Raw genomic sequence first — 15,218 nt, forward strand, 5'->3', positions numbered from 1 at the left:
AGGCGGCTTCTTTGTTCCATGCAGATCGGTTAGATTGTAACTTGGAATCGAATTATGTAAGTTAGCCCAAGCGTTTTCTTCCATGAGAGAATACATCGAATATTTTCTGTTCAGTTGTGTTGATTGGCTTGCCCGGCGGTTGTCGTTCCGGTGGGCCGGAAAAATCGGAGCGTGGTTGGGCGGCGTTGTGTTTTCGGTAATCGGCTATCGCAAAGAAATCACACTCGACAACCTGAGAAAGGCCTTCCCGGAAAAGCATGAAGAGGACCTGCAAGTAATTGCGCGCCGCGCGTACAGGAACTACGGCATCGCGTTGGTTGAATCATTGTGGGCAAGCGGCCAGTCTGCCGAGGAGTTGAGGAAGATCGTCCGCGCGACAAATCCCGAAATAGTGCATAATGCCAGGAAGGCCGGGAAAGGCGTCCTGCTTCTCTCGGCTCACTTCGGCTCGTGGGAGTTTCTTTCGACAAGTGTACCGCTTGTTCTGGAGCTCCCGTTCGGGATGATTGCTCAGCGTCAGCGTAACAAGCATATCGATGCCTTGTTTGAAACAAATAGGTCCCGTTTTGGGAATTTCATCATCGGCATGGGAACATCGACTCGCAAAGTGCTAAAGGCGCTTGCAGACAACCACGTTGTCTTGATACTCGGCGATCAAAGCGGGCCAAAAGAAGCCGTGTTTGTCGAGTTCTTCGGTCGTCCCTCGGCAACGCACAGAGGCGCTGCCGCATTCAGTCTCAAAACAGGGGCTCCGATTGTAATGGGCGTTCTCGTCCGGCAACCGGACGGGACGTACACAATCACGTTCGAAGAAGTAGATCAAAGCGGATTGGATTCGTCGTCTGAAGAAGACATCACGAAACTGACCCAACGTCACGTGGCGATTCTTGAACGATGGATTCGCACCAACCCGGACCATTGGTTGTGGATGCACAAACGTTGGAAACACACACCGTTCTTTCAGGCCCGGCAAGAAGTTGAGGAGGTTCGTTAGTGCAGACTCCCGGACGAATTCTCGTCGTTCAAACAGCGTTTACGGGGGATGTGGTACTGACATTACCGCTCATCCAGCACCTGCATGAAACGTTGAACGGAGTGTTCATCGATGTTGTTGCCGTGCCCGCCGCCGCACAGGTTCTCCGCGGACATCCGGCGATTAACAAAATAATCGAGTATGACAAGAAGGGTAGACAGAAAGGCCCCGCCGCTGCGTATTCGCTTGTTCGCCATTTGCAGGAATCGCAATACGGTGTTGCTATTGTGCCGCATCGATCGATACGGAGTGCGGCGATATGCTATTTTGCCGGCATACCCCGCAGGATCGGTTTCTCAACAAGCTCGGGTAGATTTCTTTTCACCGATATTGTGCCGTATCAAAAAGAGGCGCACGAGGTTTTGCGGAACCTGAGTCTGGCAGAACCCTTGGATGTGTATCCGAACGATGATCTGCTGCCCCGCCTGTATCCCTCGGATGATGATAAGCGGGCAGTCGAGGCGTTGCTGGGTTTGAAACCTTCCGCGAGAGACAGTTCGATAGTGGCCATAGCCCCGGGTTCAGTGTGGGCAACGAAACGCTGGCTGCCGGAGCGATATGCCGAGTTGACCGGGCGACTCATCCGTGAAGGATTATTTGTTGTCTTGATTGGGGGAGAAGAAGATCTTTCCGTCGGCAACATGATTCTGTCAGGTGTTCAGAGTGACCGGGTTCTCAATGCGATGGGGAAGTTGACTCTTCTTCAGTCTGCAGAAATGATTGGCCGCTGCAAAATTGCGGTCACGAATGACAGTTCGCCCATGCACTTTGCCGTTGCGATGCGGACTCCGGTTGTCGCTATCTTCGGCGCAACAGTTCCCGAATTCGGTTTTGCGCCAATCGGGTCACGTGACGAGATTGTCCAAACCTCGGGGCTGGATTGCCGTCCATGCGCGATCCACGGCGGGAACTCGTGCCCCGTCAAGACGTTTGTGTGTATGAAGAACATTACCGTTGAGGCTGTTCTCGGCAAGGTACACACCGTTCTCTCAAAGACAGGAGTGGAAGTCGCGTGAACCGGATTCTGAGCGTGTCGTATGATGTTCCCGAACATGAAGTACTGGATGATGCTGCAACGGTTGTGTTGAATGGCGGAGTGATTGTGTATCCGACCGAAACCCTCTATGGCATTGGTGCAGATGCCACCAACGCGACTGCTATTAGGAATGTTGTAAAGGCAAAAAGGAGAAGTGACGAAAGGCCGATTCTCGTTATCATCCATTCACGTGACCTGCTAAAGAACCTTGTTGCCGGCATACCGGACTTTGCGGAACAATTGATGCAGCACTTCTGGCCCGGGCCTCTCACGCTTGTCTTCAAGTCTGCTCACGGCGTGCCACCCGAACTCACGCGAGGTAGCGGAACAATAGGTGTTCGTATTCCTTCCAACACATTCTGCCTGGAACTTCTGACACGATGTAACCGTCCTCTCACCTCAACGAGCGCCAACATCTCCGGGGAGCCTGTGCATCGGACTGTTGACGAGATCCGCCTTGTTATGACTGATGGAATTGATTTGTATATCGACGCCGGCAGGTTACCCGAAAGCAAGCCATCAACCGTTGTATCTGTTGTTGGAAAGAAGCCAAAACTCTTACGTGAAGGAGTCATTCCATTTGATGTACTTCAAGAAGTTCTTCCGGCCATTGAGATGTAATATGTCCGTCACGCACGCTTTTCTCTGTTTTTTGCTGTCCGGCAATGTGATATTTGCCCGACAATCCTCAGAACTCCGGCAGGCATTCCTTGATCTTTCGAACGACGCCGTTGTCATGAATATCTCCGCTCATCCGGACGATGAAGATGGTTCTACGCTCGCCTATTACCGGATGAAGTATGGCGTGAAGACGTATTCTGTTCTGTTCACACGGGGCGAGGGTGGACAAAATGAAACAGGGCCGGAATTGTACGAAGAACTCGGCGTTTTGCGTACCGACGAGACGCACGAAGCCGGAACGATACTCGGGGCGGAGGTTCATTTTTTGAACCTGAGCGATTTCGGATACTCCAAAACGGCGTCCGAAACATTTCAGAAATGGGGAGGCGCAAAGGAGGTGTTGCGCAGATTGGTGTATGTGATTCGGAAGTACAAGCCGGATGTTCTCTTCACAAACCACAACACAATCGGCGGCCACGGTCACCACCAGGCCGTAGCCATTACTGCTATCGCAGCGTTCGATGCCGCAGCGGATTCAACAATGTTTCCTGAGCAACTTCAACTTCCGGGAATGGCTTGCTGGCAGCCGAAGAAATTGTTCTTCAGAAATTTCGGGGCGGCTGATCAGACTGCAGATGTTGTGAATCAAATTGGCGAAACAGATCCGGCGAGCGGATTATCGTATCTCGACATAGCGTCGGAGGCGCTGACCCGACACAAGACACAGGGCATGGACAGGGCCGATTTGCGTCGCTTCACACGAGGGCTCAGTTTGTACAGGCTGATCCGGGCCAACAGCATGTATGTCCGGGACACAACAACCTTTCTCGGCGGGGTTGATGTGTGGCGTGATCCGGGATTGACTCCGTTGCAGAACAGCAGGGCAGTATTGTCGCGGCTGCATCACGGAATGAGTCGGGATTCGGTGTTGGAAATCGCTTCGCAGATCATGCGATTCAGCACTCGCAAAATGCAATTGAGCCCTCTTGCGCACCGTGTCCTTTCCCGCTGGCAGGAGGGGCTCGAAGCACTTGTCATTCAACTTTGCGCTATCCAGGCAACATGGGAGTTTGCCGACCAGGTGGTTGTCCCGACACAGAAAGTGAAGAGTACGCTTACTCTGAGCGCTTCAGAATGTGTGTTGAGCGAGTTTCGTTACTCGGTAACAGTTCCACAAGGTTGGGCAGTCAATGAGAGTGCAGAAGTTGTTCCTGTTCCCCACAAAGGAGTATTGACAAGGGGCTACGACGTATTTGTGGGCGATAACGCTACTCTCACACTTCCCAAAACAGTAGCCCAGTACAATTCGCTTGAATCGGAACAGACTGTGGCGTTGCACGCGCATGTTCTTGCAAACGGAAAACCGCTCACACTGACAGTGCGGCCTCGATTTGACGTTGCGCCGTTTCAGGTGATGAATGTGACTCCGAATGTAGCGCGTTTTTCGCCGGATGATGCACAAGGGGGAAAAGGTTCTCGTTTTCACTGACCAATTATGCACCGCGAAAATCCGCGGGCAGAATTTCGGTTCAGATGCCTCCGGGGTGGCTTTCGGAACGGGCTTCGTACGTAATTCAAGGGGAAGACAGTTCGGCAACCGGCCAGTTGACGATTCAACCCCCAAAAAACGTGAAGCCGGGTGTTTATCAACTGCGAGTCAAATCAGAATATGCGTGGAACGACATAACAGCAAAAGTGTTTGATGTGAGAGTGGAGAAGAGCATTACGGTCGGCATTATCAAAAGCTACGATACCACGCTCGAGACTGCTTGCGAAGAACTGGGTCTGAGCTACAAGCTGCTCGGCCCGGCAGATCTTGAACGGGATATTTCGTCTTTCACGTCAATTATTGTTGACATTCGTGCGTATCTCGTTCGTGAAGATTTGAAGAAGAACAACCATCGCCTTCTTGACTACGTTCACAAGGGGGGACATCTCGTGGTGATGTACCACAAGGATCAGGAGTGGAAGCCGGAGTACGCACCGTTTCCGATCAAGTTGAGTCGCCGACGTGTCACCATTGAAGAGGCTCCGGTCCAAGTTCTGCAACCGGCGCACCCTCTCTTCAATCATCCTAACACCATATCGGAGGGAGATTGGGAGGATTGGATTCAAGAACGTGGAGTGTATTTTCCGGGCGAAGTGGCAAAAGAATACGTTCACCTCATTTCTTCAAACGATCCTGACGAGCCGCCGCTCACAACCGGATATCTGCTTGCAAGCCACGGGGCGGGGTCATATATCTATACGTCATACGTTTGGTATCGCCAACTTAAGGAGTTCAATGCCGGTGCCTTCCGGTGTTTTGTGAATATGATTTCTTACCCAAAATACCGCTCAACACCGTGAGAACACAAAGCCGCAGACTGAAGTGGAAAGAACCGGAGTTCCGATCGTTGGCCGCGGTAATTGCATGTACGCTGTACTTTGCCGTTCTGCTTGTCCCCGTTGGCGGCTGTTCAACGGACACCGGCAAGCGGAAGCTTGTTGTGTATTCTCCGCACGGGAAAGAAATGCTTTCGGCTTTCGAAAAGCAATTTGAAGCCCGCTATCCTGATGTTGACGTACAATGGCTCGACATGGGCTCGCAGGATGTCTATGATCGGGTTCGGACAGAGAAAGTGAACCCCCAAGCCGATATCTGGTGGGGCGCTCCGCTTACAACATTTGCGAAAGCCGAGGCCGAGAGTCTTCTCGAACAGTACACGCCAAGCTGGGCTGAGTTTGTTGAAGCAGAGATGAAAAGCCACGCCGGTTTCTGGTACGGAACGTTTGCAACTCCCGAAGTGATTATGTACAACAATCGCCTCGTGCATGAGGAGGAAGCTCCCCGGGATTGGGATGATTTGCTCCACCCCAAATGGCGGAACAAGATCATCATCCGGAATCCTGTAGCATCGGGAACCATGCGGGTCATCTTTTCGGCAATCATTCAGCGGGAAGCAGCCCGAACGGGGGATCCTGACGCCGGGTTCGCGTGGCTCCGCAGACTCGATGCAAACACGAAAACATACGCGGCTGATCCGACGCAGTTGTATTTGAAGATTGCGCGAGAGGAGGGACTTGTATCCCTTTGGAACCTGCCTGATGTCGTGCTGCAGAAGGAAACCAATGGCTACCCGTTCGGCTGGAATATTCCTGTGAGCGGAACTCCCCTTATCACGGATTGCATCGCTATTGTGCGCGGAACGAAGAACCGGGCTGATGCTGAACTGTTCTATGAATTCGTCACTTCGAGGGATGCAATGATTCAGCAGGCTTCCGAATTCTTCCGCATTCCCGCCCGGACCGATATTCTTCGGGATGACTTGCCTGATTGGATCAGAAGTTTGAATTTCGTCACGATGAAACTCAATTGGCAGGAAATCGAAGCACAGGAAAGAGCCTGGATGAGAAAATGGGATGAAGAAGTGAAAGGCAAGGGAATATCACATTGAACGCGAAATAACCACTATTCATCTCCACAAGTCAACTCTGTGTCCCGAATATCGCTTCATAACATTTCCCGGCAATTCGACGATACTCTTGCAGTTCACGATGTGAGTCTTGAGATTGCATCCGGCGAGTTCTTTTCAATTCTGGGACCGAGCGGATGCGGCAAGACGACACTCCTTCGCATGATTGCCGGTTTCGAGCGGCCGACTTCCGGTACCATCTCCTTTGACGCAAGCGACGTGACACATGTTCCGACGCAATACCGCGGAGTGGGGATGGTGTTTCAGAACTATGCGTTGTTTCCTCACATGACGGTGTTCGAGAATGTCGCCTTCGGACTCGAAACAAAGAGGATGGAGAGAAGGGCCATAAGGAAACGGGTTGAAGAAATTCTCGATTCAGTACATTTGTCGGGGAAGATCGATGTTCCCGTCCCTTTGTTGAGCGGGGGGGAACAGCAGCGTGTGGCGGTGGCCAGGGCAGTTGTTGTTGAGCCTGCCGTGCTGCTGATGGACGAGCCGTTAAGCAACCTTGATGTGGCACTGCGGCTGAAAACGCGGGAGGAAATACGCCTGCTGCAGAAAAAAACCGGCATAACAACTGTGTACGTGACTCACGATCAATCGGAAGCCATGAGTCTCTCCGACAGAATTGCGGTAATGCGCTCCGGAACGATTGAGCAGGTCGGGGCACCTGCGCAAATGTATGAAGCCCCGGTGTCTGCTTTCGTCGCCGAATTTTTGGGAGGAGCAAATGTTCTCCCCGCAACAGTATCTCGTTCCGAACTGACAATTACAGCCGGCAAACTTGTGCTGCACGTTCCTGCAACGTTTTTGGATAGATATGGAGATGGGGATGCGAGGCTGGTGGTGAGGCCGGAAGCAATCGTGCTATTGCCATCGGTTGGTGAAGGAGATAACGCGGCCCTGATTGTCCATAAAGAGTATCTCGGATTCACGACGAACTTTTTTGCACAAGTTGGAGAGGTGACCCTGCGTATCACGTCAATGACTTCCGGGCTGACGAAACGCCTTCGTTCCGGCGATGTGGCCGGCATCCGGTTCGATCTGTCGCGCTGTACAGTACTTCCTCATGACTGACGCCGCATGAACAGCTTCGCAGTCAAACGATTGATTCCGGTTCTGTTGCTCGGAGCCGTGTACGTGGGATACGTTATTTACCCGCTGACAGAAACCCTCCGTGAAAGCGTGAATATCGGCGGTGCCTTCAGCGTGGCAAACTACATCAATATTCTCAGCCCGGGCAATTCGGCGAACTTCGAAGCATTGTGGAATTCTATTGTTGTTTCGATTCTCTCTGTGTTGTTCAGCGGAATTCTGGGAACCTTTCTTGCATTTGTCCTGACGCAATTCACGTTTCCGTTGCAGCGGTTGTTGACCGGGCTTGCGGTTCTTCCCATTGCGTTGCCTCCGCTTGTAGGGGTGATCGCATTTCTTTTTGCGTTCGGAGAATCCGGAATTCTCCCCCGGATTGCGCAGGAAGTATCCGGCATGAACGGAAATGTATTCGCGTTGGAGGGATTCAGCGCCATTGTTGCCGTGCACACATATTCATTCTATGTCTACTTCTACCTTTTTGTCTCAACAACGCTGCGTCAACTTGACGCGGCACAGCTTGAGGCGGCGCAAACGCTCGGAAGTACGACGCTTCGAACACTCAGAGCGGTTGTTCTGCCAGAATTGAAACCTGCTTTGCTGGGCGCGGCAATCCTGACGTTCATGGCCAGCATGGCATCATTCTCGGCTCCCCTGTTGTTTGGCGGCGACATGCGATTCATGACACTGCAAATCTACAATGCCAAACTCAACGGGGAACTTGATGTTGCGGCATCCCATTCAGTGGTTCTTGCCGCCGTCTCAATCACCTTCTACATCCTTCTCAAGATCGTCACTCCGCGTACATCGGGCGTTCGTCGGAGCAAGGGAACCGGAAGGAGCGGGTTGATATCACTGCCGATTCCGGTGCGCAGGGTATTGATAGCCTGTTGCATTGCATTGCTTGCGTTGGAGTTGCTGCCGATAGCAATAATCATCCTGATTTCATTTGCCAAAGAAGGCTCGTGGACGTGGCAAATTCTGCCTGCAGCATACACGTCGGAAAACTACCATAAGCTTTTTGCCGATCCCCATGTGTTCGATCCGATCATCAACAGTTCGCTGATGAGTCTTGTTGCCGTGACAGCGTGTATTCTCGTCGGCGTCAGCATCTCGTATTTGCTTGTGAAAGGAAGCCTTCGACGTGTCAGGCATATCGGCGATGTTCTGGCGACTCTATCCTTTGCCATTCCCGGAACAGTCATCGCGCTCAGTCTCATTCTCGCATTCAATTCGCCCGGCATATTTACCGCCCAGACTGTTCTGGTAGGAACGTTCTGGATATTGCCGTTAGCGTATTTCATTCGCATGTTCCCGTTTGTTGTTCGATCGACTTCAGCATCGTTGGATCAATTGGATGATTCCTTGCTTGAGGCGGGAGAATCGTTCGGTGCCGGGAGCTTCAGGCGGTTTCGAAAGATCGTACTTCCCGGCATCTTGCCGGGCATAGTCGCTGGGGCTCTCCTGGTAATCATCACTGCCATTGGCGAGTTTGTTTCCTCTGTTCTTCTGTATACCTATTCCAATCGACCTATTTCGGTAGAAATTCTCGCTCAAATGCGGACGTATAATTTCGGCGCGGCTGCCGCGTACTCGGTGTTTCTTCTGATTCTGGTCATGGTGCTTTCCGTTCTGGCGGGTCTTGTCGGTAGAGAGGAAAAATCCCATCCATCACCCGTCAATATTTAGGTTGAACACAATCCCGTTTTTCGGTACCTTCAATGGACACTGTTCACGCACTCGTAGCTCAATTGGATAGAGCGTTGGCCTCCGGAGCCAAAGGTTTCGGGTTCGACTCCCGACGAGTGCACAAAGAATAACCATCTCATACATATTCCAGGAGGCAGTTCGTATTCGCCATGCTCAAAGCGCAGAAAAAGATTTCGAAGAAACAACTCAAACAGGATGCACTGCTGACAAATGTCGCCAAGATCACTTCGTACTACGAAGACAACAAGCGAACGATCGGCGTTATTCTCGTCGCGCTCGTGGTAGGAGTGGCCGGTACTCTCATCTATGCGAGAAATCAGGCGGCGAATAATGAAAAAGCCGTGACGGCATTGGGCAAAGTGCTCGAGTTCTATGATACGAACCAACTTCAACTCGCGATTGATGGATCCGCCGAGAGGGGAATTGTCGGCTTGAAGTCCATCGTCGATAATTACGGCAGCACCGATGCCGGGAATCTCGCCAGATTCTATCTGGCCGACGCCTATTTCCAGTTGCGCAAGTATGATGAAGCGCTCGAACAGTTCGACAAATTCAGCGCGAGCGAACAATTGGTTGCCGTATCGCGGTTGACCGGAATGGCAGGGTGCTACGAGGCGAAGGGTGAATACGAGAAGGCCGCGGAGCAGTATGAGAAGGCGGCCACGAAATATCCCAAGGATGTTGATGCAGCAGGAAACCTCAATCACGCGGCCGATAATTACGCGCGTGCCGGGAAGAAGGATCGTGCGCTGGATATCTACAAAAAACTCAAGAAAGAATACCCGACCACGCAATTCGGTCGCGATGCCGACCGCGGCATTGCCCGGCTTTCCGTGTGACTTTCTCTGCAAAAACAATCCCGGCGACGGAACATGACACACGGCCATCCGGCTGTCTGCACTGAAGTTCTGTCGCCTTTGTTTTTTGGCGGCGGGAGTGCGCCATTGTACCGTGCAGGCATACTGTGCAACTTTTCCCGATATTTGCCGAACAATCACATGCCGACGCCTGAACCGGCATACAACCATCACTAAGCCCCGATGAAGCTTCGTCGCATCATATATCTCGGTGTTTCAGCCTCGCTTCTTCTCTTCGTGTTTGTGATTGATGTGATGAGAAAGAACGTGGAGTTGAACGTCATCGGGCTCCCTCTCGTCCGGGATCTTCTCATTATTGCATCGTTTGTCCTGATCTACCTGTATCTTGAAGCGAGACAAGTGCATCGGGCGCTGACGCCGATCAAGCGCATTGGGTTGATGATGATCTACACGGTCATCACGGGGTTTGTCTGCTTTGTCATTGCCTTTATCTCCGAAGACAATTTCGATCAGAAGGACTTTGCCCTCATTCCGTTGACATACGGTCAGCTTTTTCTCGCGACATTCCTTTCGGTTCTTCTCGGCATCTTTGCGATTCTGATGTTCCGCCTTGCACGCGGATTGGTGCTGTTCAAACGCAAGCGGGGAACAGAACGGAACTTCACCATCTTCATCGGATTGGCGCTGGCAACAGCCGCCTCGACAATGACGCTTGAGCCTCTTGAGTACAGCTTGTTCACGAATATTCTTTTCGGTTTTGCGATCCTGTTTGCTGTACTCAACTCGTTCCGCCTTCCGTGGATTGTCTACCTGACAAAACGCGAGAAGATCTTCGGGTTGATTTACGGGCTGATCCTGTTTCTTGTTCTGATCGGGTTGAATGTCGGTGTCGGTATGGAACGCAGCCTGTTGGGGAAATCGCTGCTGTATCATTCGTACCCGCTCAGCCGCTTCATTCTGCTGACGACGATCTTCGCAAATATCTACTTTGGGATGGCGTTCATCAGCACGCTGTTCCATTTACCAACCGCGGAGGCGTTCGATAGAAAATCCACCGAGGTGACTTCGCTTCACAACCTGGGCAAGCTCGTAACGCAGGTGTTTGATTTCAATGAACTGGTCGAGACCGTAACATCAATGACGCTCCAGGTGTGCGAAGCACAAAGCTGCTGGCTTGAAATCATCCACCATGAACATGACCAGGATCGCAACACATCCGGCCCAAAGGAGCTTGTTGTACTCAACGATGCGGGCGGGAAGTACTCTGTGCAGTTGGCAGGCATGAAGAACATTTCCCAACTGGAAATCATTACGTTGCTGCCTGCCGGAGAGCGAACATTGCGTGACGAAGTGATCGAAGAACGAAAAGCCATTGTGGTTGACGACCTGGCGCGGGATTCCCGGTTCCGACGCGTTGAAAAATCAAAAGCGCAAATTGGGTCGATGGTCGTGGTTCCGCTTGTTTCACACGCAGGATTGATCGGTGTTTTGTATGCCACAAAGGAGAATGCCTACGGCTTTTTCAAGGATGATGTTGATGTGATTTCGGCATTTGCTGATCAGGCTACTGTGGCAATCGAAAACTCACGCCTCATCAAGAAGTCGATTGAGCGCGAGCGCCTGTTGCGCGAGATGACACTCGCCCAGGAAATTCAACGCAGACTGCTGCCGCAGTGCCTTCCTTCATACGCGGCAATGGACATTGATGCGAGTTCCATTCCTGCCTTCGAGGTGGGGGGCGACTATTACGATGTTGTTGAACTCGACGACAACAAATGCGGCATCGTCGTTGGCGATGTTTCGGGAAAGGGAGTGTCGGCGGCCTTCTACATGTCTGAAGTGAAAGGCATCTTTCAATCGCTCAGTCGTCTCTATCCCTCTCCCCGGGAATTCATGATCAGGGCGAATGAAGCCCTCTCAAGCTCTATTGACAAACATTCTTTTGTTAGCTTAATTTATGCTGTTATCGACATGGCCAACGGCACGTTGACCTTAGCGCGTGCCGGGCATTGCCCGCTGTTGCACCTTTCGGGGGAGAACGCCGCCTACCTTCGTCCCGGCGGTATGGGACTCGGACTTTCGAACGGAACAGCATTTGCACAAAGTATCGAGGAGAGTACGATCCGACTCAACCCCGGGGATGTATGCGTGTTTTATACCGACGGCATCACCGAGGCGCGGCGGGGCGACGACGACGAATACGGATATGATCGTTTGATGCATACAGTGATAAGTGCGAAACAGGAGGCCGTGTCGGCGCTCAAAGAACATATCCTGCACACGGTTCGGTCGCACGCCGACAAGCCGGAGAATGACGATGACATGACGGTGGTGGTGGTCAAATGGCGGGGTGGGGGTTCACAGAAGTCTGCATGATTTTTTTTCGGAGGAATCTCGAATGAATGAATTCAAAATCGCCCAGCGCGAGGCAAGCAATGTGAATGTGCTTGAGCTGAGAGGATATCTGGACGCGCACACTGCGCCCAAATTGGAGGAGGCATTCCAAACCCTCCTGAAAACAAATCGCACAAACATTGTCGTCAACTGCAAAGATCTCTCGTATATAAGTAGTGCAGGGCTTGGTGTGTTTATGGCCTATATCGAGGACGTCCGGAACAAATCGGGCGATATCAAACTGACGAATATGTCGAACAAGGTGTACAATGTGTTCGATTTGCTGGGTTTTCCGCTTCTGTACGAGATTTTCAAAGACGAGTCGGAAGCGGTAAAGAAATTCAACGACAAGAAATGAGGGCCTTCTGACGGCATTGCTGTGAAGAAACAAACCCTGAAAATAGATAGCAAAACCGAGCAGCTTATCACCGTGCGCGACTTCGTTTCGCAGGCGGCGTATGCCTCCGGGTTCAACGACGAAGAGGTGAGCAAAATCGCCCTCGCAGTCGATGAAGCCTGCACAAACGTCATCAAGCATGCGTATCAGTATGACGCGAAGAAGAAAATTTCAATTACCGTTGGCGACTCGAACGGCAACTTCGAGGTGTCGATTGTTGACAGCGGCAAGCAGTTCGATCCGAAAAAAATCAAACAGCCCGATATGAAGGAGTACCTCAGTTCGTACCGCCGCGGCGGACTGGGTGTCTATCTGATGAAATCCCTGATGGATAAAGTAGAGTACGACATCGAGCCGGGCAAGCGCAATCAAGTCCGTCTCATTAAACAACTTCCCCGTTAACTCGTTTCCCTCCGTGCATGGCAACGGCACGTCGTACATCACGTTCTTCCGCCTCGTCTTCCTACGAGAGCTACTTCGAACACACGGCGTTGTTCGAGTTCAGCAAAGTCATCAACTCGTCGCTCGATCCCCGCTTTATCTACAGTCACATACTTCTTACCATCATGGGGAAGATTCTGTCGTCGAAAGGGATGGTGATTGTCGAAAAGGAATCCCGGCACTTCAACGTCGTCATGGCGAAGGGATTCTCGCAAGATGTTGTGGGAACATCAATGCACATCAGGCAGATTCCGCCCTCCATTTTTCTTGTCGACAAAGTGAACGCGACAAAGTACCCGTGGGTGAAATTCTTTAAAAGACTTGGAGTAAAGATTCTTCTGCCGATGTATATGGCCGACACCCCGATCGGGTTGCTCGCATTCGGGGAGAGATTCTCTAAGAAAAAGCTTCACTCAAGAGAAGTGACCTATCTCCGTTCGCTGGCGAACATTTCCGCAACCGCCATCGAAAAAAGCCGGACGTTTGATGAATTGCAGCAAGTCAACCGGAAACTCGACCGGAAAATTCAGGAGTTGAACACACTGTTCGACCTGAGCAAGGAATTCGGTTCGCTGCTTGATGCGGAAAAACTGATCCGCCTGCTCGAGTTTTCACTGCTCGGGCAGGTGGGCGTCAACCGATACATTATTTGTCTGCGACAGGGAAGTGATGTACGGGTTGCCGCGTCGCGGGTTGACGGCCCTGTGCCCCAAGCAGAGTTGCTGCAGACTTTGTTCAAATTGAAGGCAACGGTGCCTGTTGCTCATCTCTCCGCAAGCGGAGTGCAGAATGCCCGCGATGTTCTGACGGGATTGAGAATGGCACTTGTTGTGCCGATGGGGTTGCAGGGCGAAAACAAAGGCTTGATGATATTGGGAGAACGTCTCTCCGGAAACCCGTACGAGGAAATCGACTACGAATTCCTGACGTCGCTGGCAAATCTTGCGATCATTTCTCTTGAGAATGCGAGGCTCTTCAAAGAGGCGATTGAAAAGCAGAGGATGGAAGACGAATTGTTGATAGCGCGAGACATCCAGAAGGGCCTTCTGCCGAACGTACTGCCTGCAATTCCGGGCTTCGATATTGCGGCCGCAAATATCTCCTCGAAGCAGGTCGGCGGCGATTACTATGATGTGATCCCCGCCGACAACAACCGGCATGTAATCGCCATCGGCGATGTGTCGGGGAAAGGAACACCGGCCGCGCTGCTGATGGCCAGTATTCAGGCGAGTATTCGTGCACTCGTTCCCCTGAACCTCTCGCTGAGTGAACTGACCGGACGCGTGAACGACCTCATGTGTGAAAACACGGGCGGCAACAAGTTCGTAACGTTCTTCTGGGGATTCGTCGATCCCGTTGCGATGACGTTGAACTACGTGAACGCCGGACACAACTACCCGTACCTCATTCATGCCGACGGTTCCATTGACCGGCTTGATAAAGGGGGAATGATTCTCGGTGTGCTCAAGACATTGATGCCCTATGAAGAGGCAACTGTTAGGCTCACACACGGCGACCTGCTGTTGCTGTTCACCGATGGCGTCAGTGAGGCGATGAGCCACGACTCGATGGAGTATGGCGAGGAACGCATCGAGGCTGTGCTGAGGAAATACGGCCGTGAACCGGCCCAACGTATCATCGAACTGCTGCATGAAGATATCATCCAGCACGCCGACGGAGCGCAGCAATCCGACGACATTACGATGATGGTGTTGAAAGTAGCGTGATCCCGAAAACGTCGGGCTGTTCCGGCAAAGTGGAGAATTCCGTTTCATTGATTCATCTCACAATATGGAAGGAATACTATGGCATACTCATACGAACACCTCAGCAAAATGACGGTTACCCAGCTTCGGGAAATTGCCCAAGGAATCGAGCACGAGGCGGTCAAGGGCTTCAGTACAATGCACAAGGAGAAACTCCTGCCTGCACTCTGCACGGCGCTTGGTGTTGAAGCACACATCCATCACGAAGTGAAAGGCATCAACAAGGCGGCCGTGAAAGCCGAAATCAAGATGATGAAGGCAAAACGTGACGCGGCGTTGAAGGAGAAGAACTACGCGGAGCACAAGGCCGCAATGCGGAGAATCCACGACTTGAAGCGTGCGTTGCGGAAAGCAATGGTATAAGGTCCGGCAGCCGGTAACTCGCTGAGATTGCAGCAACAGTTCCTTTTACGCGCCGTTGTTCATCGGTGCGAGAATATCCTCTAACGATC

At 51.9% G+C, this 15,218-nt stretch carries 14 protein-coding genes and 1 tRNA gene; all 15 read left to right on the forward strand.

What is annotated here, in order from left to right; all coding sequences use genetic code 11:
* Positions 1-82: 82 nt before the first annotated feature.
* The 15 genes from KF749_02415 to KF749_02485 all read left to right on the forward strand — a co-directional run bounded on the left by KF749_02415 (position 83) and on the right by KF749_02485 (position 15,129).
* Complete coding sequence (locus tag KF749_02415; GenBank protein MBX2990002.1) at positions 83-994, forward strand: lysophospholipid acyltransferase family protein; 912 nt, start codon at positions 83-85, stop codon at positions 992-994.
* The gene (gene waaF / locus KF749_02420) at positions 994-2,049 is read left to right on the forward strand and encodes a lipopolysaccharide heptosyltransferase II (protein ID MBX2990003.1); all 1,056 of its coding nucleotides are present in this window, start codon (positions 994-996) and stop codon (positions 2,047-2,049) included. Before KF749_02415 ends, waaF begins: the two co-directional genes overlap by 1 nt.
* The gene (locus KF749_02425) at positions 2,046-2,690 is read left to right on the forward strand and encodes a threonylcarbamoyl-AMP synthase (protein MBX2990004.1); all 645 of its coding nucleotides are present in this window, start codon (positions 2,046-2,048) and stop codon (positions 2,688-2,690) included. The genes waaF and KF749_02425 overlap by 4 nt, the downstream gene beginning before the upstream one ends.
* Position 2,691: 1 nt before the next feature.
* Positions 2,692-4,179, forward strand: coding sequence for a PIG-L family deacetylase (locus KF749_02430; GenBank protein ID MBX2990005.1), 1,488 nt, complete (start codon positions 2,692-2,694; stop codon positions 4,177-4,179).
* A 44-nt stretch (positions 4,180-4,223) separates the two neighbouring features.
* Positions 4,224-5,039: a hypothetical protein gene (locus KF749_02435; protein MBX2990006.1), complete on the forward strand. Its 816-nt coding sequence runs from the start codon at positions 4,224-4,226 to the stop codon at positions 5,037-5,039.
* The gene (locus KF749_02440; GenBank protein ID MBX2990007.1) at positions 5,036-6,127 is read left to right on the forward strand and encodes an extracellular solute-binding protein; all 1,092 of its coding nucleotides are present in this window, start codon (positions 5,036-5,038) and stop codon (positions 6,125-6,127) included. Before KF749_02435 ends, KF749_02440 begins: the two co-directional genes overlap by 4 nt.
* 39 nt (positions 6,128-6,166) lie before the next feature.
* Positions 6,167-7,225, forward strand: coding sequence for an ABC transporter ATP-binding protein (locus KF749_02445; GenBank protein ID MBX2990008.1), 1,059 nt, complete (start codon positions 6,167-6,169; stop codon positions 7,223-7,225).
* 6 nt (positions 7,226-7,231) lie between these two features.
* Positions 7,232-8,929, forward strand: coding sequence for an iron ABC transporter permease (locus KF749_02450; GenBank protein MBX2990009.1), 1,698 nt, complete (start codon positions 7,232-7,234; stop codon positions 8,927-8,929).
* Between the two features lie 47 nt (positions 8,930-8,976).
* Positions 8,977-9,050, forward strand: a tRNA-Arg gene (locus KF749_02455).
* Between the two features lie 49 nt (positions 9,051-9,099).
* Complete coding sequence (locus KF749_02460) at positions 9,100-9,789, forward strand: tetratricopeptide repeat protein (protein ID MBX2990010.1); 690 nt, start codon at positions 9,100-9,102, stop codon at positions 9,787-9,789.
* 201 nt (positions 9,790-9,990) lie between these two features.
* Positions 9,991-12,144 (forward strand): SpoIIE family protein phosphatase, encoded by a 2,154-nt coding sequence (locus tag KF749_02465; protein MBX2990011.1) that lies wholly within the window; start codon positions 9,991-9,993, stop codon positions 12,142-12,144.
* A 22-nt stretch (positions 12,145-12,166) separates the two neighbouring features.
* The gene (locus KF749_02470) at positions 12,167-12,520 is read left to right on the forward strand and encodes an STAS domain-containing protein (protein ID MBX2990012.1); all 354 of its coding nucleotides are present in this window, start codon (positions 12,167-12,169) and stop codon (positions 12,518-12,520) included.
* A gap of 21 nt (positions 12,521-12,541) precedes the next feature.
* Positions 12,542-12,961 carry an ATP-binding protein gene (locus KF749_02475; GenBank protein MBX2990013.1) on the forward strand — a complete coding sequence of 140 codons (420 nt, stop codon included), beginning with the start codon at positions 12,542-12,544 and terminating at the stop codon, positions 12,959-12,961.
* Positions 12,962-12,978: 17 nt separating this feature from the next.
* Positions 12,979-14,727 carry a SpoIIE family protein phosphatase gene (locus KF749_02480; protein ID MBX2990014.1) on the forward strand — a complete coding sequence of 583 codons (1,749 nt, stop codon included), beginning with the start codon at positions 12,979-12,981 and terminating at the stop codon, positions 14,725-14,727.
* Between the two features lie 78 nt (positions 14,728-14,805).
* Positions 14,806-15,129: a hypothetical protein gene (locus KF749_02485; protein MBX2990015.1), complete on the forward strand. Its 324-nt coding sequence runs from the start codon at positions 14,806-14,808 to the stop codon at positions 15,127-15,129.
* The last annotated feature ends 89 nt before the right edge of the window (positions 15,130-15,218 follow it).

This window comes from Bacteroidota bacterium (assembly GCA_019637975.1).
Lineage (GTDB): Bacteria > Bacteroidota > Ignavibacteria > UBA10030 > UBA6906 > CAADGV01.